We start from the raw sequence: 21798 nt of genomic DNA, 5'->3' as shown, positions 1-21798 counted from the left end.
ATAAAAAAGGCAGCTAACGCTGCCTTTTCTTATTTTGCTTTGCTTGTGCCAACTTCTACACGAGTTTTTAGCTTTTGACCTGGTCTAAAAGTCACAACTCTGCGCGCCGAAATAGGAATATCTTCACCTGTTTTCGGATTGCGGCCTGGACGTTCTTTCTTGTCTCGAAGATCAAAGTTACCAAATCCAGAGAGCTTAACCTGCTCGCCTTTTTCTAGCGCTGAGCGGATTTCTTCAAAAAACGCTTCAACTAAATCTTTGGCATCTTTTTTATTGATCCCGAGTTTTTCAAATAGGTGTTCAGCTATGTCGGCTTTAGTAAGCGCCATATCTAGTCCCTCAACGATGCGTTAAATTGTTCGGCCAGTGCGGCCACCACATTATCAACTACTTGATTGATATCTTTCTCTTCGAGCGTTCTATCAACCGCTTGCAGTGTTAGAGCAATCGCCAAACTCTTATAATTTGGCTCAATACCTTTGCCCTTATACACATCGAATAAGTTTAGGTCAACCAATTGATTTCCGCCAACTTTTTCTATGACATTTAAAATATCGCCAGATTTTACGTGATCTTCCACTAAAATCGCGATATCACGGCGGTTTGACGGGAATTTCGACACTGCCACTGCTTCTGGTAATTTTCTTTTTTCTAGTGCAGACATTTCGATTTCAAACACAAATGCTGTGTTGTTGATATCTAGTGACTTTTGCACCTGTGGGTGCACTGCACCAAAGAAACCTACTTTTTTACCATCAACATAAATAACGGCTGATTGGCCTGGGTGTAAGCCATCAGACTGCTCTGCTTTTATCTCAAAACGTGATGAATCATTGCTAATCGCTAAAAGTGCTTCAACATCACCTTTTAAATCATAGAAATCAACGCTACGCTTCTCTTGAACCCAATGTTCACCGTGTGCAAGACCTGAGATTACACCACCAATGACAGCAACTTGGTTTACACCGTTTTCAGCATTTTCGTCACGTAAGAATTTTAAGCCGTGCTCAAATAAGCGTACACGTGGTTGCTGACGGTTTTGATTATAAACTAGAGACGCTAATAGACCCGGCATCAAGCTCACGCGCATTGCCGACATTTCAACCGAAATTGGGTGTGGCAATACAAGCGCATCACTTTGCGGGTGTAAAATTGCTTGTGCTTTTGGATCAACGAAGCTGTAAGTAATTGCTTCTTGGTAACCACGAGTAACAAGCGTATTGCGGAATTTAGTAACCGCAACATGTGACTCGTCATGGTTAGTCATTTTTAATTTGGCAGTTGGTGCAACGTTAGGAATACTGTTATAGCCGTAAACACGCGCAACTTCTTCAATTAAATCTTCTTCGATACGAATATCAAAGCGATAGCTAGGTACGTCAGCACTCCATACACCATCAACAATTTTCACGTCTAAACCTAAACGCGTTAGGATGTCAGTTACTTTTGCATCATCAATGTGGTGGCCAATAACACGGTCTAAACGCTCTCGACGTAAACGTACTTCTGTTACTTTTGGTAATTTGTCAGTTGCGACTGCTTCAACAACTGGGCCTGCTTCACCGCCAACAATCTCAAGAAGTAATGCTGTCGCACGTTCCATTGCATCTTTTTGCAGTGCAAAATCGACACCACGCTCGTAACGGTGTGACGCATCAGTGTGTAAACCGTAGCTACGTGCTTGACCAGCAATAGCGACAGGGTTAAAGAACGCACTTTCTAATAAAATATCTGATGTTGCTTCAGTTACACCTGATTTTTCACCACCAAAAATACCTGCAATAGCAAGCGCTTTGTTGTGATCAGCAATAACAAGCGTAGACTCGTTTAGTTTAGCTGTGTTGCCATCTAACAGAACTAACTCTTCACCCGCGTTTGCGCTACGTACTTTAATACCAGCTTCAATTGCATTTAAATCAAATGCGTGCATTGGGTGACCTAGCTCTAATAACACGTAGTTTGTTACATCAACAACTGGGTCAATTGAGCGAATACCACTGCGACGAAGCTTCTCTACCATCCAAAGTGGTGTTTCTGCATCAAGGTTAATACCTTTAATTACACGACCTAAATAACGAGGACAGGCTTCATCATTCACAAGCTCAATCGATACTTTGTCATCAATCGTTGCAGCAACTGGTGCGATTTCAAGTGTGTTTACATCAACACTGTTAAGTACGCCTACTTCACGCGCTAGGCCTTTAATACCTAGGCAATCACCACGGTTAGGTGTTAAGTCAACATCAATAATGTTGTCGTCTAGGCTTAAGTACTCACGTAAATCTGTACCGATTGGTGCATCACTTGGTAATTCCATGATGCCATCACCTTCTTCGCTGATACCTAACTCAACGAATGCGCACAGCATACCGTGTGAAGGTTGACCACGAAGTTTGGCTTTTTTAATTTTGAAGTCGCCAGGTAATACAGCGCCAACTGTCGCAACAGCTACTTTTAAACCTTGACGACAGTTAGGTGCACCACACACGATATCAAGTAGCTCATCACCACCTACGTTTACTTTAGTTACACGTAATTTATCAGCATCTGGGTGTTGACCACACTCAACAACTTCACCAACAACAACGCCTGTGAACTCTGCTGCTGCAGGCTCAACACCGTCAACTTCAAGACCAGCCATTGATAACTGTTCCGAAAGAGCCTGTGTGTCGATTGCTGGGTTAACCCACTCTCTTAACCACTTTTCACTAAATTTCATTTTATATCTTCACTCTTAACGGAACTGGTTTAGGAATTTTAAATCGTTTTCGAAAAATGCACGTAAGTCATTTACGCCGTAACGCAACATAGTCAAGCGCTCTACACCCATACCGAATGCGAAGCCTGTGTATTTTTCTGGATCAATACCCACTGATTTAAGAACGTTAGGGTGAACCATGCCACAGCCTAATACCTCTAACCACTTGCCGTTTTTACCCATAACATCAACCTCAGCTGATGGTTCAGTAAATGGGAAGTAAGAAGGACGGAAACGAATTTCCATATCTTCTTCAAAGAAGTTACGTAAAAAGTCGTGCAGAATACCTTTTAACTCAGTGAAGCTTACATCTGTATCAACCATTAAGCCTTCCACTTGGTGGAACATTGGCGTGTGTGTTTGGTCATAATCGTTACGATAAACACGACCTGGTGAAATGATACGTAGTGGTGGCTGCTCGGTTTCCATAGTACGGATTTGTACGCCACTAGTTTGTGTACGTAACACAAGCTTAGGGTTGAAATAGAAAGTATCGTGATCAGCTCGCGCTGGGTGGTGCTCAGGAATATTTAGCGCATCGAAGTTATGAAAATCATCTTCAACTTCAGGACCTGATTTAACCGCAAAACCTAACTCACCAAAAAAGCTTTCAATACGTTCAATAGTACGAGTTACTGGGTGTAAGCCACCTGTTGGCATAACACGACCCGGTAAAGTTACGTCGATCGTTTCTGCAGCTAGTTTCTCTTCAAGAGCCTTACTTGCTAGTAACTCACGCTTTTCGTTAATGGCTGTTTGTACTTCTTGTTTTGCTTGGTTAATCACTTGACCCGCTTCTTTACGCTCTTCAGGGGCAATCTTGCCTAGCGTTTTAAGTAAGCTGGTGATTTCACCTTTTTTACCAAGGTAATTAACCCTGATATCTTCTAGTTGCGCGATTTCATTCGCACTGGCGACTGCCTCAAGTGCTTGCGCTAAAATATTTTCTAAGTTCATTGAGTACCTGGTCTTTCACAGAAGGATTTTTGTAATAGCTAATGATAACTGAAAGCAAGGACTAGATTCTAGCCCTACTAAAGCTTTAACGTTGATTTTATAAAAGGAATTGTTAATTTTCTTTGTGCAGCCATTGAGGCATGGTCTAGTTTGTCTAAAACGTCTAATAATGCACGCATATCGCGGCTTAATCGCGTTAATAAAAAGCGCGCACATTCATCAGTTAGTTCAAGACCGCGCATATGAGCACGGCGTACGAGGGCTTCCGCTTTATCATCATCGCTCATAGAGCGAATTTGTAATGTTGTGCCCCACTTCAAACGCGATACTAAATCAGGAAGATTGATATGCAGCATGTCAGGTAATAAATCAGCTGTGACCACAAGGTATTTACCCGGCTCATTAAAGCGATTAAAAAAGTTAAATAATCCTTTCTCCCATGCATCGTTGCCTGCCACTAAGTGCACGTCATCGATACATAACACATCAAGATTTTCCAGACCTTCAAGCACAACAGGACCATAATCAATCACTTCACGCATTGAAAGTAACATGGTTGATAAACCATGCTCTTGGGCATGAATACAGGTCGCGTACAATAGGTGGGATTTACCAGAATCACCTAAACCGCATAAGTAGGTATATTGAAATTTATTACTGAGCTTTGTGAACGCATCTTTAAGATGACTCACTTCAAGAGAGTTTTCGCCACCAAAATAAGAAGTAAATGTTTCATCATCAGGCAAAGTAACTGGCAATGCCATTTGCATTGGTTCTTGCACTGCGATTAAAGCCCCTGCCACTGATATTCAAGTTCGTCGCTATTCACCACTTGATAAAAATCTCGCGGGTCTTGATAGGCTTTAAAGGCACTATCAAGTTCTAACGCTTTTCTAAAGTCGTTCATGCTGCCAGTATGATTAACTATAAATTGTACGGTATCAGGCGTACGTACAGATATCACAGCGCGAGTAACAACACTTAAGCTCTCTAAACGGCGTTTAGCAAATTCAATATCAACAAAGTTATTAATACCTTTAAGATAGAAAGTTGCTGTTGCAAGTTGGCCAATCATTGTTGGATCAATGGCATATTCTGCTGCTAAGCCACCTGCTAAACTGTCAATCATATCTGCAACAATTTGCTGCTTATCACCCATCAAGCGATTAGTATCGAATAATTCTGCATTAGTGAAACGCCAATCTAGGATCCAGGTTTCTGAATCAGCTTGTTGATACATTCTTGCAGTAATACTGCGCTCTGCACTATAACGACTCGATGCCCGCTCTACGGGTTCAGAGAAATTACCCCATACTTCTGGTATACCAACAATAGCGCGGTCTTGTAAATCAAGTAATGGCACAACCACAGGTAAACCACGACGACCTGCTTTGTCGTATATAAGCTGTTCAAGCTGCGGATAAGACTCTTGAGTCACCAGTTCACGGCGCCAGTTATCTTCAATGCCTAACCAGATAGCCACTAAAGGACGACGTGTCCCCCACAATGGCAAGCCAAGATCTTTGATTAATGCATTAATCTTATTGGCTTCAAACTTAACAACCAGATTTAAACTGCCATCAGCTTTTTCGTCATATTCGAATTTGAGCATGTAATCTGAAATGTCACGCGTGCGCTGTTTAGCAACAGGGTTTTGATCTGCTGATGTATCACCACTCACTTTCACCAGCACATTTAGCAGTGCTTCACGGCTTGCTGCCAAACGAGCATCACGTGATTTGTCTGCAACTTTAAGGGTATCTTGATATAAGTTAGTCACCTCAACAGCGAAAGTTGAAGCACTCGAAAATAATAATAATAAACAAATAAGTAATCTAGACACAGGCCATTAGTTCTTGCTTTTAAACTGATTTGATCCTAAATCAAAGCCATAAACAAAGCAAAGTTAATTTAATGAACAGTAGCTGAGCAAGTTCGTGAGTCACAAGTTGGGAGTTAGCGAGGGGAAAGTTAGCGAGGGGAAAGTTTTAATGTCTGGCGTAGTTGGGTATAGCGGAGCGAAAACAAAAACATCACAGAGCTATCAGCTTTCAACCGTCAGCGATCAGCCGCGAGGTGGAGGTGTTTGGTGCTGCGTCTCCCTCTGACGGAGGCTCTAGGCTCTAGGCTCTAGGCTCTAGGCTCTAGGCTCTAGGCTCTAGGCAAAGTGTACTTGTAGGAATGGCTTTAGCCATTAATGTGTTTGTTCTGGTCTAGATTCGGCACTGAAGTGCCTCCTACGCGGGTTGTTGCTGAGGGAGTATCTGCACTAAACAACCCCACAGTTCAACTGATGGCTGACAGCTGACCGCTGATGGCTGATGGCTGATAGCTGACAGCTAAAACGCAAAAAAGCCCGACTCTTTCGAATCGGGCTTTCTTTAATTTGGAGCCTGGCGATGACCTACTTTCACATAGCAGCTGCTACACTATCATCGGCGCTGTTTCGTTTCACTACTGAGTTCGGCATGGGGTCAGGTGGGTCCAAAACGCTATTGTCACCAAGCAAAAGGCGTGGAAAGGATTCTCGACAAAGCGCGTAGCGCTTACGAGTCCTTTGCGCAAGGTGAACTGATTTCGCATTAAGCGTTGCGGTTCACCCTACATAAATCTGGAATTCTGATATCAAGTAAAATCTACTTTAGTGTCTTAACTTCTGTCTGTTACGCTGTCATAAAACGCGTTTGGCGTTGTATGGTTAAGCCTCACGGGTAATTAGTACAGGTTAGCTTAATGGCTCACACCACTTCCACATCCTGCCTATCAACGTTGTAGTCTTCAACGGCCCTTCAGAGACTTTAAAAGTCTAGTGAGAACTCATCTCGAGGCCTGCTTCGCGCTTAGATGCTTTCAGCGCTTATCAGTTCCGAACGTAGCTACCGGGCAGTGCCATTGGCATGACAACCCGAACACCAGCGGTTCGTTCACTCCGGTCCTCTCGTACTAGGAGCAACCCCTCTCAATTCTCAAACGCCCACGGCAGATAGGGACCGAACTGTCTCACGACGTTCTAAACCCAGCTCGCGTACCACTTTAAATGGCGAACAGCCATACCCTTGGGACCGACTTCAGCCCCAGGATGTGATGAGCCGACATCGAGGTGCCAAACACCGCCGTCGATATGAACTCTTGGGCGGTATCAGCCTGTTATCCCCGGAGTACCTTTTATCCGTTGAGCGATGGCCCTTCCATTCAGAACCACCGGATCACTATGACCTACTTTCGTACCTGCTCGACGTGTCTGTCTCGCAGTTAAGCTGGCTTCTACCATTACACTAACCGTACGATGTCCGACCGTACTTAGCCAACCTTCGTGCTCCTCCGTTACTCTTTGGGAGGAGACCGCCCCAGTCAAACTACCCACCAGGCACTGTCCGTAACCCCGATTAGGGGCCAACGTTAGAACATCAACACTACAAGGGTGGTATTTCAAGGACGGCTCCACAAAAACTAGCGTTTCTGCTTCAAAGCCTCCCACCTATCCTACACATGTAGGGTCAATGTTCAGTGCCAAGCTGTAGTAAAGGTTCACGGGGTCTTTCCGTCTAGCCGCGGGTACACAGCATCTTCACTGCGATTTCAATTTCACTGAGTCTCGGGTGGAGACAGCGTGGCCATGGTTACACCATTCGTGCAGGTCGGAACTTACCCGACAAGGAATTTCGCTACCTTAGGACCGTTATAGTTACGGCCGCCGTTTACCGGGGCTTCGATCAAGAGCTTCGTCCGAAAACTAACCCCATCAATTAACCTTCCGGCACCGGGCAGGTGTCACACCGTATACGTCATCTTGCGATTTTGCACAGTGCTGTGTTTTTAATAAACAGTCCCAGCCACCTGGTCACTGCGGCTCCCGTCCGCTTAAAGAGCAAGTCTCATCACAGATAGGAGCGTACCTTCTCCCGAAGTTACGGTACAATTTTGCCTAGTTCCTTCACCCGAGTTCTCTCAAGCGCCTTAGTATTCTCTACCTGACCACCTGTGTCGGTTTGGGGTACGATTCGGTATAATCTGAAGCTTAGAGGCTTTTCCTGGAAGTATGGCATCAACAACTTCACACCCGTAGGTGCTCGTCTCGTGTCTCAGTCTTAAGAGTCCGGATTTTCCTAAACTCTCAACCTACTCACTTTCACATGGACAACCAACGCCATGCTTGTTTAGCCTGCTCCGTCCCCCCATCGCAATTATACCAAGTACGGGAATATTAACCCGTTTCCCATCGACTACGCCTTTCGGCCTCGCCTTAGGGGTCGACTTACCCTACCCTGATTAACATGGGATAGGAACCCTTGGTCTTCCGGCGTGCGGGTTTTTCACCCGCATTATCGTTACTCATGTCAGCATTCGCACTTCTGATACCTCCAGCATACCTCCCGGTACACCTTCAACGGCTTACAGAACGCTCCCCTACCACTCAAACATAGTTTGAATCCGCAGCTTCGGTGCATAGTTTAGCCCCGTTACATCTTCCGCGCAGACCGACTCGACCAGTGAGCTATTACGCTTTCTTTAAAGGATGGCTGCTTCTAAGCCAACCTCCTGGCTGTCTGGGCCTTTCCACATCGTTTCCCACTTAACTATGACTTTGGGACCTTAGCTGGCGGTCTGGGTTGTTTCCCTCTTCACGACGGACGTTAGCACCCGCCGTGTGTCTCCCGGATAGTACTTTACGGTATTCGGAGTTTGCAAAGGGTTGGTAAGTCGGGATGACCCCCTAGCCTTAACAGTGCTCTACCCCCGTAAGTATTCGTCCGAGGCTCTACCTAAATAGATTTCGGGGAGAACCAGCTATCTCCCGGTTTGATTAGCCTTTCACTCCTAGCCACAGGTCATCCCCTAACTTTTCAACGTTAGTGGGTTCGGTCCTCCAGTTGATGTTACTCAACCTTCAACCTGCCCATGGCTAGATCACCGGGTTTCGGGTCTATACCTTGCAACTATACGCCCAGTTAAGACTCGGTTTCCCTACGGCTACCCTAATCGGTTAACCTCGCTACAAAATATAAGTCGCTGACCCATTATACAAAAGGTACGCAGTCACCCTCGAAGGGCTCCTACTGCTTGTACGTACACGGTTTCAGGTTCTATTTCACTCCCCTCACAGGGGTTCTTTTCGCCTTTCCCTCACGGTACTGGTTCACTATCGGTCAGTTGGGAGTATTTAGCCTTAGATGATGGTCCACCTATATTCAGTCAAAGTTTCACGTGCTTCGACCTACTCGATTTCACTTAAGATGCATTTTCGTGTACGGGACTATCACCCTGTATCGTCAAACTTTCCAGAATGTTCCACTAACACATAATAAGCTTAAGGGCTGGTCCGGTTTCGCTCGCCGCTACTTCCGGAATCTCGGTTGATTTCTGTTCCTACGGGTACTTAGATGTTTCAGTTCTCCGCGTTCGCCTCTTACACCTATGTATTCAGTGCAAGATACCTGCAAGCAGGTGGGTTTCCCCATTCGGAAATCCTAGTCTCAAGCGCTTTTTACTAGCTTGACTAGGCTTATCGCAAGTTAATACGTCCTTCATCGCCTCCAACTGCCAAGGCATCCACCGTGTACGCTTAGTCACTTAACCATACAACCCAAACGGGTCTTTGTTAGTGACAGCTGTTAACTTCGCCAGAAGTTAATTCATCAAATAATGATGAGAATACTAAAGTAGATACCAATTAATCTTTCGATTAATGGCATATTTTTACTTTTGAAAACTCTTTATAAATAACAATGTTATCTATAAGAATTTTAATATCAGCTTTCCAAATTTTTAAAGAGCATATTAATTAGTTAAACCAAAGCGGCTTAGCTAACTAACAATCATCTGTGTGGACACTACGAACAAATAAGTTCTAAATCGTATAAGGAGGTGATCCAGCCCCAGGTTCCCCTAGGGCTACCTTGTTACGACTTCACCCCAGTCATGAATCACTCCGTGGTGAACGTCCTCCCGAAGGTTAGACTATCCACTTCTGGAGCAACCCACTCCCATGGTGTGACGGGCGGTGTGTACAAGGCCCGGGAACGTATTCACCGCATCATTCTGATATGCGATTACTAGCGATTCCGACTTCATGGAGTCGAGTTGCAGACTCCAATCCGGACTACGACGCACTTTAAGTGATTCGCTTACCCTCGCAGGTTCGCAGCACTCTGTATGCGCCATTGTAACACGTGTGTAGCCCTACACGTAAGGGCCATGATGACTTGACGTCGTCCCCACCTTCCTCCGGTTTATCACCGGCAGTCTCCTTAGAGTTCCCGACCGAATCGCTGGCAACTAAGGATAGGGGTTGCGCTCGTTGCGGGACTTAACCCAACATCTCACAACACGAGCTGACGACAGCCATGCAGCACCTGTATCAGAGTTCCCGAAGGCACCAAACCATCTCTGGTAAGTTCTCTGTATGTCAAGTGTAGGTAAGGTTCTTCGCGTTGCATCGAATTAAACCACATGCTCCACCGCTTGTGCGGGCCCCCGTCAATTCATTTGAGTTTTAACCTTGCGGCCGTACTCCCCAGGCGGTCTACTTAATGCGTTAGCTTTGAAAAACAAGCCCGAAGACCCGAGCTTCTAGTAGACATCGTTTACGGCGTGGACTACCAGGGTATCTAATCCTGTTTGCTCCCCACGCTTTCGTACATGAGCGTCAGTGTTGACCCAGGTGGCTGCCTTCGCCATCGGTATTCCTTCAGATCTCTACGCATTTCACCGCTACACCTGAAATTCTACCACCCTCTATCACACTCTAGTTTGCCAGTTCGAAATGCAGTTCCCAGGTTGAGCCCGGGGCTTTCACATCTCGCTTAACAAACCGCCTGCGTACGCTTTACGCCCAGTAATTCCGATTAACGCTCGCACCCTCCGTATTACCGCGGCTGCTGGCACGGAGTTAGCCGGTGCTTCTTCTGTAAGTAACGTCACAGCTAAGCGCTATTAACACTTAACCTTTCCTCCTTACTGAAAGTGCTTTACAACCCGAAGGCCTTCTTCACACACGCGGCATGGCTGCATCAGGCTTGCGCCCATTGTGCAATATTCCCCACTGCTGCCTCCCGTAGGAGTCTGGGCCGTGTCTCAGTCCCAGTGTGGCTGATCATCCTCTCAAACCAGCTAGGGATCGTCGCCTTGGTGAGCCATTACCTCACCAACTAGCTAATCCCACTTGGGCTAATCTTATGGCGTGAGGCCCGAAGGTCCCCCACTTTGGTCCGTAGACATCATGCGGTATTAGCAGTCGTTTCCAACTGTTGTCCCCCACCATAAGGCATATTCCCAAGCATTACTCACCCGTCCGCCGCTCGACGCCAGAGGTGCAAGCACCTCTTCGTTTCCGCTCGACTTGCATGTGTTAGGCCTGCCGCCAGCGTTCAATCTGAGCCATGATCAAACTCTTCAATTAAAAGTTTTTTGAAACCGAAGTTTCGTGCTCAATGAATTCTGAATTTTGATTCTTTCGAATCGAATTGACTGTGCTGAAACAAGTAAACTTGTTTCCGTTGGTCACTCAGTTCAATTGAGACTCTAAATTTGTTTGCGTCATCTAGCGAACTAGAATCTGCTGTTAGAACTCAATCTGTACGAGTGCCCACACAGATGATTGCTTTATATTGTTAAAGAACGTTGCGACGCTGTCGCTAGGGATGCGTATAATACATCCTTAATTTTTCGAGTCAACACTTAATTTTAAACTTTCTTTTTAGACCGTTTTAAACCGAAGTTTTACTTAACTCTGTGTCACTTTGTTCAGCGCTTTTCATTGCTGCCCGCCGTGTCAGTGGACGCGCATTATAGGGATGCGAGGAATTAACGCAAGCACTTTTTGAAGGTTTTTTTGATTATTTTCAACTTAACCAGATACCCACCAAGTGCAAACAAGTTACCCACAAACAACTGTGGATAACTGATGTTTTTTAGCAGAATAACTAAACTCTCCTCGCTTGTTATGGTAACTTGCGCCGCAGATTTTCCACTCGCTCACAAGGCAAGAAAAATGACAGACATTATAAATAGTATAAGTGGTCTCCTTTGGGGTCACATTCTGGTTTACCTTTTAATAGCTGCGGGGCTATTTTTCACTCTTCGACTCGGTTTTATTCAATTCACTCAATTCCCACATATGATCAAAGTGATGTTTCAGAGCCGCCAAGGTTCTGGCGATGGCATTTCTTCATTCCAAGCATTTTGTACTTCTTTAGCTGCGAGAGTAGGTACGGGTAATATGGCAGGTGTTGCCGTTGCACTTTATTTAGGCGGTGCCGGGGCAATTTTCTGGATGTGGCTTATTGCTTTAATAGGTATGGCGACAAGTTTTGCCGAGAGTACTCTTGCTCAGGCATATAAAACCGTCGATGAAGATGGCAACTTTCGCGGTGGCCCTGCTTATTATATGGAATATGGTTTGGGCAAACGTTGGATGGGTGTGATCTTTTCTCTTTGCCTTATTCTTGCTTTTGGCTTGGTATTTAATGCTGTTCAATCAAACTCTATTGCTGCTGCATTTAATGTTGCGTTTGGTATTCCAAACTATGTTGTAGGTATCGGGTTAGTATTAGGGTCAGGCATTATTATTTTTGGTGGCTTAAAAACTATTTCACGTTTTGCAGAAATGGTTGTGCCATTTATGGCGCTGGCTTATTTGTTAGTTGCACTTTATGTGTGTGCCATGAACTACGATTTATTACCGGACGTATTTATGCATGTTATTAATAGTGCCTTTGGTATCGAGCAAGCGGGTGCGGGTGCAATAGGTTATGGTGTAATGCAGGCCATGATCCAGGGTATTAAACGTGGCCTATTCTCTAATGAAGCTGGTATGGGTAGCGCTGCAAATGCTGCTGCAACGGCAACACCTAACCCACCGCACCCTGCCTCACAAGGTTATGTACAAATGCTCGGCGTATTTGTAGATACAATTATTATATGTACTGCAACTGCAGCCCTTATTTTATTATCACAACAGCTTATACCTAATTCAGGTGTAACTGGCATTGCGTTAACACAAGCTGCCCTTGAAGAACACGTTGGTAGTTGGGGTGCGATATTTGTTGCGATTGCAATTTTGTTTTTTGCATTTACCTCGATAGTTGCTAATTATTCTTATGCCGAAACCAATTTATTGTTCTTAGAGCATAACCATGCTTCGGGTATGTTGATATTCCGATTATTGGTACTTGGTATGGTGATGTTTGGTGCGCTTGGGGAATTGCCACTCGTATGGACCCTTGCGGATGTTTCGATGGGTTTAATGGCTATTGTTAACGTCATCGCTTTATTTATGTTATCGGGCGTCGTTATTTGGCTCGCGAAGGATTACAACACACAACGTAAGGCAGGTAAATTACCTAGTTTTGATCCTTCGCAAAACAAAAAACTAGATCAAACCATTCCTAAAGGCGCATGGCGTAAATAATCTAGTTAAGTAAATTCTTATTTAGGGAGCGTTTGTGCTCCCTTTTTTGTATTTGCTAACTTTTCAAAAACAGACAATATGAATGTAATTTGTTGCTCGTTAAGTTTGGACTCAAGCTCAGTAACAAGCTGATCTTTAATTTGCGCTTTTAATGCTTGTTTTTGTTCTGCGGTTAGTAATGGCTGCGATTGTTGCTGATAAGATTGCACAGCAGTGAGCATATCCATCAGCACGTCATTATCAAAATCGGTTAGCGCTGCTTTGGCATTACTAATGGCTTGTTCTGATTTATCGAAGACAGTCGATACTTTATCGACAAGCACGCTCACCTCATGAATTTTCAGTACATCGTTAATGTTCGACATAATAATCGCAACAGGAATGAGTACTAATGAGATCGCTAGACAAAGCCCAAATACGGCGCCTACCCAAAACTGATTTAAGCCACGTTTAAATTGCTCCATTATCTTTCCTTGATCCTATTTATTGATTAAAACTTGAAACGCGTTAGCTGTTTTAAAAAGACTAAGGAAACTATAAAGCTATTTTGGCAATAAAAAAATAATTTGATGAGATTATAAAAAGAAATATAAATGAAATAGAGAAGAGGTATTTTATGTAAATGGTGCCCGGGGCCGGACTTGAACCGGCACGCTGTTACCAGCGAGGGATTTTAAATCCCTTGTGTCTACCAATTCCACCACCCGGGCATCGGGCCGCTCGTAAGAGCATGTGGAGTATTATATGGAGGCGGAACCCGGAGTCGAACCGAGGTAGACGGATTTGCAATCCGCTGCATGGCCACTCTGCCATTCCGCCTTATCGCTTCCAAATAATTGGAGCGGCACACGAGGCTCGAACTCGTGACCTCAACCTTGGCAAGGTTGCGCTCTACCAACTGAGCTAGTGCCGCAAATTTAATTCTGTCAGTATTTTTACCGTTGGTACACAACCTTGAGGTTGCGATGATAACGTTCTGGCAACTGAACTAGTGCCGCAAATTTTTAATTAGTTACCACTAAAAATGGTGCCCGGGGCCGGACTTGAACCGGCACGCTGTTACCAGCGAGGGATTTTAAATCCCTTGTGTCTACCAATTCCACCACCCGGGCATCGGGTTTGCTATTTAAAGCAAGTGGATAAAGCTAATATGGAGCGGCACACGAGGCTCGAACTCGTGACCTCAACCTTGGCAAGGTTGCGCTCTACCAACTGAGCTAGTGCCGCATCATATTAACTCTAATATTATTTTTATAACTACATTTGGTATTGTAGTTAACCACAAATGGTGCCCGGGGCCGGACTTGAACCGGCACGCTGTTACCAGCGAGGGATTTTAAATCCCTTGTGTCTACCAATTCCACCACCCGGGCATCGGGTTGCTCATAGAGCGCGTGGAGTGTTGAATGGAGGCGGAACCCGGAGTCGAACCGAGGTAGACGGATTTGCAATCCGCTGCATGGCCACTCTGCCATTCCGCCAAATTAGATAATTGGAGCGGCACACGAGGCTCGAACTCGTGACCTCAACCTTGGCAAGGTTGCGCTCTACCAACTGAGCTAGTGCCGCTTTCTTTATCTTGGGGGCTATGCCCTCTCAACACGGACGCATTCTACAGAGATTATTAAACGCGTCAATATAAAAAATGCTAGTTTTGAACTGTTTGCTTATTTTTTATCTAAAACGGTGTGTAATTAAACGTTTAGGATCAATTTTTGGTCAATTCTGACCATGCCGCTATTAAATACTGCAACATAGAACTAAGCGTTAAGAATGTTGCGACGTACAAAAGGCCATAACTTAAGTAGATCATCCATGTATCAAACTGCCAGATCAAACCAATAATGGCTAGCATCTGTGCTGCAGTTTTAAACTTACCCATGTTTGATACAGCTACGTTGTCACGTTTACCCTGCTCTGCCATCCATTCGCGTAAAGCAGAGATAACAATTTCACGGCTAATAATAACTAATGCTGGAATAGTCATATACAAACTTTGGTAGTGGCTTGATAAAGCAACCAGTGCTGCACACACCATTACTTTGTCGGCAACCGGATCTAAGAACGCACCGAAAGGCGTTGACTGATTTAAACGACGCGCTAGATAGCCATCAAGGATATCTGTGATTGACGCAAGCCAGAAAACAAACGCAGCTGCGAAAAACGCCCATGAGAAAGGCAAATAAAATATCACCAAAAAAATGGGGATAAGAAAAAGTCTAAAGGTTGTGAGTGTGTTTGGAATATTCCACATAACTACTTGGAGATGTCTTTTTTTTACTATATTCGCACGAAGGCTACGCCTTGTCATGCAAATGATTAAATATCTTTTCAGCCATTTCAGGGCTGATCCCAGGAACTTGTTTTAATTGGTCTATATTAGCAGCTTTTACCCCTTGCATGCCCCCTAAATATTTTAATAATGCTTGTCGGCGCTTTTGTCCTACACCGGTAATCTCTTCTAACAATGATTGTGTACGTTGTTTTTGTCGTTTATTACGATGCCCTGCAATGGCAAAACGGTGCGACTCATCACGAATATGCTGAATTAAATGCAGCGCTGGTGCATCTGAATCAAGTGGTATTGTTTTACGTCCGCCATCAATTAATAGCGTTTCTAAACCTGGTTTCCGACTGGTACCTTTTGCAACACCCACCAGCAATGGTATTTTATTATGCGGCCAGTTTTCAAAATATTGCTCAGCACGAGATAATTGACCTTTACCACCATCGATAAAGATGACATCTGGAATTTTGTCTTCATCGACCACTTTGTTGTAGCGTTTATTAAGTGCGAATTCCATCGCAGCATAATCATCACCACCGGTGATGCCGGTAACATTAAATCGACGATATTCTTTATTATTAGGCCCTTGCGAATCAAACACCACACAACTTGCTACCGTGTTTTCACCCATTGTATGGCTGATATCAAAACATTCCATGCGATTAATATCATCTAGGCGTAATGTTTCTTTTAATTGTGCGTAGCGTTTGTTGATTGAATCCTGCGTGCTTTGCTTAACACTAATGCTGTTAAGTGCATTTTTATTAGCAAGCTTTAAATACTGTGCCCGCTCACCGCGATTAGCAACTTTTAAACTCACTTTACGTTCAGAGATTGCCGTAAGCGCTTCGCTTAATGGCTCACTTTCTTCAATATTAAACGGTAATATAATTTCTTTAGCAATACGCCCTGTTGCACCGGGAGCTAGATAATATTGGCCTAAAAAAGAAGTTAGAATTTCTTCTTCACCTGAGTCTTTTGGCACTTTAGGAAAATAAGTTTTACTGCCTAGCACTTTGTGGTCGCGGATCATTAATAAGTGAACCGCATTCAAACCATTTAAATGCGCAAAGCCTACTACATCCATTTCGGCATGGTTACCTGAAATAGATTGTTGCTCCTGCATTTTTCGAAGCAACATGATTTGGTCACGCACTTTGGCCGCAAGCTCAAATTTAAGTTCTTTACTTGCTTGCTCCATTTTAGTAACTAAATCGGCAATGACTTCATGAGATTTGCCCAACAAAAACTTGCGAACAAAATCAACTTCTTGTTGATATTCTTCATCGGAGATTTTATTAACACACGGCGCTGAGCAGCGTTTTAACTGATATTGTAAACATGGACGGCTTCTAGCTCGGTAATAAGCATCTTCACATTGGCGAACTGGAAAGATTTTTTGCATTAAACGCAAACTTTCAGATACCGCTCCCGCACTTGGGAATGGGCCAAAATATTCGCCTTTAATTTTTCGGCTACCACGATGAAAAGCAAGTCGCGGGTGCTTATGATCAGTTAAAAGAATATACGGATATGACTTATCATCTCGCAGCAAAATATTGTAACGAGGCTGATATTTTTTAATTAGGTTATTTTCGAGTAATAAGGCTTCGGTTTCAGTGTTGGTCAGGGTGACTTCAATACCGCAAATATTACTTACTAATACACGCGTTTTGCTATCAGTTACATTACTACGGAAGTAGCTACTTACGCGCTTTTTTAGATTTTTAGCCTTACCAACATAGATAACTTGCCCTTCACTATCAAGCATTCGGTAGACACCGGGCTCACTTGATAGTGTTTTTAGAAAACGGGCTGGTTCGAAATCAGACATTGAGCAAATTAATGCGAGCTATCAATGTCGATCATTTTATGACGAATTGCTAAATGGGTAAGTTCAACATCACCCCCTACATTTAGCTTTTCAAACATGCGATAGCGATAGCTATTCACTGTTTTTGAACTCAGGTTCAAGCGATCCGCAATATCTTGCGCTTTCTCACCTTTAGTGATCATCAGCATGATTTGCAGCTCACGCTCAGACAAGCTCTGGAATGGGTTTTCATCTGTGCGACCGCTTACCTGGGCAAGGGCAATTTGTTGTGCAATTTCAGGTGCAATATAACGTTGCCCTGCATTAACCGCACGAATGGCGTTAACCATTTCATCAGAGCCGGCACCTTTTGTTAGATAACCGTGAGCACCAATTTGCATTACTTTGCTTGGGAATGGATCTTCACAATGCACAGTAAGCACAATAATTTTTACATCTGGGCAATAACGACAGATTTTTTTTGTCGCTTCTAAACCGCCAATACCTGGCATATTCATGTCCATCAACACGATATCAGGTGAATGTTGACGGCAAAATTGCACCGCTTCTTCACCGGTTTTAGCTTCACCCACCACTTTAAAACCACGAACATCATCAAGTATACGTCTGATCCCTGTCCGTAAAAGTTCATGGTCATCAACTAAAAGTACATTAATCAATGGAACACCCTCAAATAACCCAAATAGCTGCTTTCGCACAGTTTAATGTGCCACATTAGCACAGAAAAAGTGAAACGATAAATCAAAATATCGTTTCACTAATTAATTTTAAGCTGATGCTTTCTCGCTGAAACGATCAACCCATAGGGCAATGATACCATCACCTGTTACATTACAGGCAGTACCAAAGCTATCTTGTGCTAAATAAAGTGCAATCATTAATGCAACTGCACCTTCATTAAAACCAAGCATACTTGTTAAAAGACCCAATGCCGACATAACAGCCCCACCTGGTGCGCCAGGGGCAGCAATCATTACAACGCCTAGCATCATAATAAATGGCAACATACCAAATAACGATGGTACATCCATATTCGGTGATAAGAACATGACAGCCATTGCACATGTCACAATCGTAATTGTTGAGCCCGATAAATGGATAGTTGCACATAAAGGTACTGTAAAGTTAGCAACATCTTCTTTTACGTTATTTGCTTTGCTTGAGCGAAGTGAAACTGGAATTGTTGCTGCACTCGACATTGTACCTAAAGCAGTAAAATAAGCGGGTAGCATATTTTTTACAAGCTCTAAAGGATTACGCTTTAGTAAAAGGCCTGTAGATACATATAAAACAGTAAGCCATAGCCAATGCATAATTAATGCAGCTAGCAAAACAATACCAAATGTTTGCAGCGTATCAACCACGGTGCCAGCAACTGTCATTTCCGCGAAAACACCGGCAATGTAGAAAGGTAACGCAGGAATAATTACTTTTGCTAATAAGCCATCAATCACATCACGGCCCTGATCAGATACTTTCTTTAACGTATCAAGCTGTAACTGGCTCATACCAATACCAAAAATGAATGCCGCAGCAAGTGCTGTCATTACACTCATAAGAGGTGGAATTTCTAGATCAATAAAGCTGCCCACTTCGGTAGCAACTTCTGCTTCAAACGTTAAACCGCCATCAAACAATGGGATCATAGCGCTGACAAGTAAAAAAGCTAAGGTTCCAGCAATAACGGTTGAACCATATGCAAAGCCAACAGTTTTTCCTAACAAGTGGCCTGACCCTTTTGGTAAACCAGCAATACCTGATGCGATAAAAAATAAAATAATTAACGGGATGGTAAAGGTGATCAACTGACCTATTATTTCTTTTACTGTGTAAAGGAGTTCAACACCTGTTAGTGGCACATATAAGCCCACTAAAATACCGGCAACAATACCAGCAATTAATTTTAGAATTAAATTCATAACGATCACTTCAATTTTTAGGTGGTAATCTTTTACCACGTTTTAGTTTACTTTTGTTATAAAACAGCCAAATTAACGTTTAACTGCGCAAATTACCACCACAGCTTGTTAGAATCTAATTTGAACGTAAATATATGCGCCCTGTCGCGTTGCATTTGTTAACAAAGTTGCAAATTAATAACATGCTCGCAGTTTTGAATACCCGTATAGTGCTTATGTATAAATCAATGTTAAGTGCCGCTCTATTAAGCGTGCCTTTTACCAGCTTGGCCACCAGCCAACCCGTCACCCTTCCTTTTATTGCAGAGCAGGCAACAATTGACGGCCAGCTCAATGAGCCAAGTTGGCAACGTGCCAAAAAAATTACCATAGACAACATTACTTGGCCTTATGAAAACAGTAAAAGCCCAGTTACCACCCACGCTTATGTTTATGAAGATGGCGAAACACTTTTTATTGGCTTTGAAGCGAATGATCCAAACCCAGAACTTATTCGTGCTTTTTACCGTGACCGTGACGCAGCCTGGGATGATGACCTAGTCGGGCTAAAAATTGATTCATACAATAATTCTCAATTAGCCTATCAATTTTTTATTAACCCACTTGGTGTACAACAAGATTCAATAGAAAACGAACTGACTAAACATGAAAGCTCATCATGGGACGGTATTTGGGATAGCGTCGGTGTTATTCATGATAAAGGCTACACAGTTGAAGTTGCCATTCCATTACGCGTATTGAATTTTGACGACAGCGTAGCAAGTAAGACTATGGCGATGGAGTTTTTACGCTTTTTACCGCGCAGTGAACGATTACGTATCTCAAATATGCAAATTGACCATGGTAACAACTGTTGGATTTGCCAAATGCCAAGTTACCAAGGCTTTGAACAAGCAAAGCAAGGCAATAACGTGGCGATTATTCCATCTGTGGTGCTTGGCAAAAATGAGACTCGTGAAATTGATGGCGCACAAGTTGATGACTGGGAGTCAGAGAACAACACTGAAGCCAGCCTCGATGTTAAATGGGGGATCACCCCAGATATCACCTTAAATGCGACGATTAATCCTGATTTTTCTCAGGTTGAAGCGGATGTAGCACAATTGAGTGTGAACAATAATTTCAGTTTATTCTTCCCAGAAAAGCGTGCCTTCTTTTTAGATAACGCTGACTACTTTGCCTCAACACTTAACCTCATTCATACCCGTAATATTGCCCAGCCAGATTACGGCACGAAAATCACCGGCAGCAAAAATGGCCATACATTTGCCGGCTTCATTGCCAATGATACGCAAACCAATGTGCTGATCCCGGGCAATTTAGGCTCATCTCTTGTCGCCCTTGACGAGAAAAGTGAAAACGGTGCCCTGCGTTATCGATACGATTTTGAATCTGGGTTATCACTCGGTTCAACAGCAACACACAGACAAAGTGATGATTATAAAAACACGGTTTACAGTATTGATAGTAAATACAAACCAACAGTGAACGATGTTTTCTTAGTGCAAGTATTAAAATCACAAACACAATACAGCCAAGATTTTATCGATGAGTTATGTGATGGTGATAACTGCTTACAACCCGAGCAAGTAATTTGTGAATTAAATAGTGACTGCGACTATAACGAAGGCGTACTTCGTGTTTTAAGTAAAGAACAGCAATCGGGTACTGGCTACTACCTAAAGTATCAACACGACGAGAAGTACTGGCGTGCCTTCGCAGATTATAATTACCGTGATGCTGATTTAAGAGCTGACTTGGGCTTTATCTCACAAGTTGATTTTAAAAAGTTTACGACTGGTGGCGAATACCGCTGGTATGGCGATAAAGGCAATTGGTGGAATCGCGCTAACCTTTACGCCGATTGGGATATTACCCATAACGAAAATAACGAACTTCTTGAGAAAGAAGCACAAACTAGTTTTTCAGTCAGCGGCCCGTTACAGAGCTTTTTTGAGGTTTCTGTTGAGCACCGTAACCGCACTGGCCTTCGCCACGATAAATCACGTTTAGATATTGACGGCAACACAGACTTGTTTAGCGAAAATGGCGTTGGTTTTTACAGTGACTTTAAACCAAAAGCAGGGGTATTTGCTTCTTTATATATGTACACAGGTAATGCCGTTGATTTAGCGAATAACCGCGTTGGTGATAAGTTCCATATACGCCCTGTGCTGAATATGAACCTTGGTAAGCATTTTGAAGTGCGTTTACGTCATACTTATGAGCAGCTTGAAGCCGATGGCAGTGAAGTATTTACCGCCAACTTAAGTGATGTACGTTTTACTTACCAATTCAACGTGAATAGCTTTTTACGCCTTGCAGTCATTTATACTGACTTAGAACGCAATCAGGCTAATTACATTGATGATGTAGATAGCCAATATAAAAAGTTAGCCACTCAGCTGTTGTATTCTTACAAGCTGAACCCGCAAACGGTATTCTTTGCTGGTTACTCAGATAATGGCTATCAAGATGATGAGCTATCATCAATTACTAAAGAGCAGCGTACGTTATTTGCCAAGTTTAGCTACGCTTGGTTACTCTAAGAGCCTATTAGCGCACCTTTTGGTGCGCCCTCCCCTTTCTTTGTTTGCTTATTCCTAAATGCTATAAGCCTATTCGCTATATGTT

12 protein-coding genes, 8 tRNA genes and 3 rRNA genes are annotated in these 21798 nt (G+C 43.5%); 2 read left to right on the top strand and 21 right to left on the bottom strand.

Annotated elements, in window-relative coordinates; all coding sequences use genetic code 11:
* Positions 1 to 29: 29 nt before the first annotated feature.
* From ihfA to J8Z28_RS07035, 8 genes are all read right to left on the bottom strand, one after another.
* The gene (ihfA, locus tag J8Z28_RS07070) at positions 30 to 329 is read right to left on the bottom strand and encodes an integration host factor subunit alpha (protein WP_002960690.1); all 300 of its coding nucleotides are present in this window, start codon (positions 327 to 329) and stop codon (positions 30 to 32) included.
* A 2-nt stretch (positions 330 to 331) separates the two neighbouring features.
* Positions 332 to 2719, bottom strand: coding sequence for a phenylalanine--tRNA ligase subunit beta (gene pheT / locus J8Z28_RS07065; RefSeq protein WP_250660145.1), 2388 nt, complete (start codon positions 2717 to 2719; stop codon positions 332 to 334).
* Between the two features lie 15 nt (positions 2720 to 2734).
* On the bottom strand, positions 2735 to 3715 hold the full coding sequence (pheS, locus tag J8Z28_RS07060; RefSeq protein WP_054552893.1) for a phenylalanine--tRNA ligase subunit alpha: 981 nt from the start codon (positions 3713 to 3715) through the stop codon (positions 2735 to 2737).
* A gap of 77 nt (positions 3716 to 3792) precedes the next feature.
* Positions 3793 to 4503, bottom strand: a complete 711-nt coding sequence (gene hda, locus J8Z28_RS07055; RefSeq protein ID WP_250660380.1) for a DnaA regulatory inactivator Hda — start codon at positions 4501 to 4503, stop codon at positions 3793 to 3795.
* Entirely contained in the window at positions 4503 to 5558 is a 1056-nt protein-coding gene (locus J8Z28_RS07050) for a DUF2066 domain-containing protein (RefSeq protein WP_054561206.1), read from the bottom strand. Before J8Z28_RS07050 ends, hda begins: the two co-directional genes overlap by 1 nt.
* Positions 5559 to 6106: 548 nt before the next feature.
* Positions 6107 to 6221: ribosomal RNA gene (gene rrf / locus J8Z28_RS07045) — 5S ribosomal RNA — on the bottom strand.
* A 188-nt stretch (positions 6222 to 6409) separates the two neighbouring features.
* Positions 6410 to 9292, bottom strand: a 23S ribosomal RNA gene (locus J8Z28_RS07040).
* A gap of 281 nt (positions 9293 to 9573) precedes the next feature.
* Positions 9574 to 11114 (bottom strand): 16S ribosomal RNA (locus tag J8Z28_RS07035).
* The 16S, 23S and 5S rRNA genes sit together here, the layout of an rRNA operon.
* Positions 11115 to 11705: 591 nt before the next feature.
* Between J8Z28_RS07035 and J8Z28_RS07030 the strand changes: the two genes are divergently transcribed.
* A complete protein-coding gene (locus J8Z28_RS07030) occupies positions 11706 to 13124 on the top strand; it encodes an alanine/glycine:cation symporter family protein (protein WP_250660144.1) in 1419 nt (472 codons plus the stop codon).
* Positions 13125 to 13141: 17 nt separating this feature from the next.
* Here the strand turns inward: J8Z28_RS07030 and J8Z28_RS07025 are convergent, their stop codons facing one another.
* The 13 genes from J8Z28_RS07025 to J8Z28_RS06965 all read right to left on the bottom strand — a co-directional run bounded on the left by J8Z28_RS07025 (position 13142) and on the right by J8Z28_RS06965 (position 19164).
* Complete coding sequence (locus J8Z28_RS07025) at positions 13142 to 13588, bottom strand: hypothetical protein (RefSeq protein ID WP_250660143.1); 447 nt, start codon at positions 13586 to 13588, stop codon at positions 13142 to 13144.
* 159 nt (positions 13589 to 13747) lie between these two features.
* A tRNA-Leu gene (locus J8Z28_RS07020) sits at positions 13748 to 13834 on the bottom strand.
* 35 nt (positions 13835 to 13869) lie between these two features.
* Positions 13870 to 13943, bottom strand: a tRNA-Cys gene (locus tag J8Z28_RS07015).
* A gap of 18 nt (positions 13944 to 13961) precedes the next feature.
* Positions 13962 to 14037 (bottom strand) — tRNA-Gly (locus J8Z28_RS07010).
* A gap of 112 nt (positions 14038 to 14149) precedes the next feature.
* Positions 14150 to 14236: transfer RNA gene (locus J8Z28_RS07005), tRNA-Leu, on the bottom strand.
* A 39-nt stretch (positions 14237 to 14275) separates the two neighbouring features.
* Positions 14276 to 14351: transfer RNA gene (locus tag J8Z28_RS07000), tRNA-Gly, on the bottom strand.
* Between the two features lie 59 nt (positions 14352 to 14410).
* Positions 14411 to 14497: transfer RNA gene (locus J8Z28_RS06995), tRNA-Leu, on the bottom strand.
* A gap of 34 nt (positions 14498 to 14531) precedes the next feature.
* Positions 14532 to 14605: transfer RNA gene (locus tag J8Z28_RS06990), tRNA-Cys, on the bottom strand.
* Positions 14606 to 14617: 12 nt separating this feature from the next.
* A tRNA-Gly gene (locus J8Z28_RS06985) sits at positions 14618 to 14693 on the bottom strand.
* 139 nt (positions 14694 to 14832) lie between these two features.
* Positions 14833 to 15378 (bottom strand): CDP-diacylglycerol--glycerol-3-phosphate 3-phosphatidyltransferase, encoded by a 546-nt coding sequence (gene pgsA, locus J8Z28_RS06980; RefSeq protein WP_054564017.1) that lies wholly within the window; start codon positions 15376 to 15378, stop codon positions 14833 to 14835.
* Positions 15379 to 15421: 43 nt separating this feature from the next.
* A complete protein-coding gene (uvrC, locus tag J8Z28_RS06975; protein WP_055022410.1) occupies positions 15422 to 17245 on the bottom strand; it encodes an excinuclease ABC subunit UvrC in 1824 nt (607 codons plus the stop codon).
* A gap of 8 nt (positions 17246 to 17253) precedes the next feature.
* Positions 17254 to 17904 (bottom strand): UvrY/SirA/GacA family response regulator transcription factor, encoded by a 651-nt coding sequence (gene uvrY, locus J8Z28_RS06970; RefSeq protein ID WP_250660142.1) that lies wholly within the window; start codon positions 17902 to 17904, stop codon positions 17254 to 17256.
* 108 nt (positions 17905 to 18012) lie between these two features.
* Positions 18013 to 19164: a dicarboxylate/amino acid:cation symporter gene (locus J8Z28_RS06965; protein ID WP_054553767.1), complete on the bottom strand. Its 1152-nt coding sequence runs from the start codon at positions 19162 to 19164 to the stop codon at positions 18013 to 18015.
* A 215-nt stretch (positions 19165 to 19379) separates the two neighbouring features.
* Between J8Z28_RS06965 and J8Z28_RS06960 the strand changes: the two genes are divergently transcribed.
* Positions 19380 to 21713, top strand: a complete 2334-nt coding sequence (locus J8Z28_RS06960) for a carbohydrate binding family 9 domain-containing protein (RefSeq protein WP_250660141.1) — start codon at positions 19380 to 19382, stop codon at positions 21711 to 21713.
* Positions 21714 to 21798 lie beyond the last annotated feature (85 nt).

The organism is Pseudoalteromonas sp. SCSIO 43088, assembly GCF_023650795.1.
GTDB classification, from domain to species: Bacteria; Pseudomonadota; Gammaproteobacteria; order Enterobacterales; family Alteromonadaceae; genus Pseudoalteromonas; species Pseudoalteromonas shioyasakiensis.
Note: the sequence above shows the minus strand (reverse complement) of the source record. Positions and strands in the feature narration are given on the sequence as shown.

What these genes read in the sequence shown, in the direction of transcription:
- ihfA (WP_002960690.1), bottom strand. Translation starts at nt 329, where the DNA reads ATGGCGCTTACTAAAGCCGACATAGCTGAACACCTATTTGAAAAACTC.
- pheT (WP_250660145.1), bottom strand. Translation starts at nt 2,719, where the DNA reads ATGAAATTTAGTGAAAAGTGGTTAAGAGAGTGGGTTAACCCAGCAATC.
- pheS (WP_054552893.1), bottom strand. Translation starts at nt 3,715, where the DNA reads ATGAACTTAGAAAATATTTTAGCGCAAGCACTTGAGGCAGTCGCCAGT.
- J8Z28_RS07030 (WP_250660144.1), top strand. Translation starts at nt 11,706, where the DNA reads ATGACAGACATTATAAATAGTATAAGTGGTCTCCTTTGGGGTCACATT.
- J8Z28_RS07025 (WP_250660143.1), bottom strand. Translation starts at nt 13,588, where the DNA reads ATGGAGCAATTTAAACGTGGCTTAAATCAGTTTTGGGTAGGCGCCGTA.
- pgsA (WP_054564017.1), bottom strand. Translation starts at nt 15,378, where the DNA reads ATGTGGAATATTCCAAACACACTCACAACCTTTAGACTTTTTCTTATC.
- uvrC (WP_055022410.1), bottom strand. Translation starts at nt 17,245, where the DNA reads ATGTCTGATTTCGAACCAGCCCGTTTTCTAAAAACACTATCAAGTGAG.
- J8Z28_RS06965 (WP_054553767.1), bottom strand. Translation starts at nt 19,164, where the DNA reads ATGAATTTAATTCTAAAATTAATTGCTGGTATTGTTGCCGGTATTTTA.
- J8Z28_RS06960 (WP_250660141.1), top strand. Translation starts at nt 19,380, where the DNA reads ATGTATAAATCAATGTTAAGTGCCGCTCTATTAAGCGTGCCTTTTACC.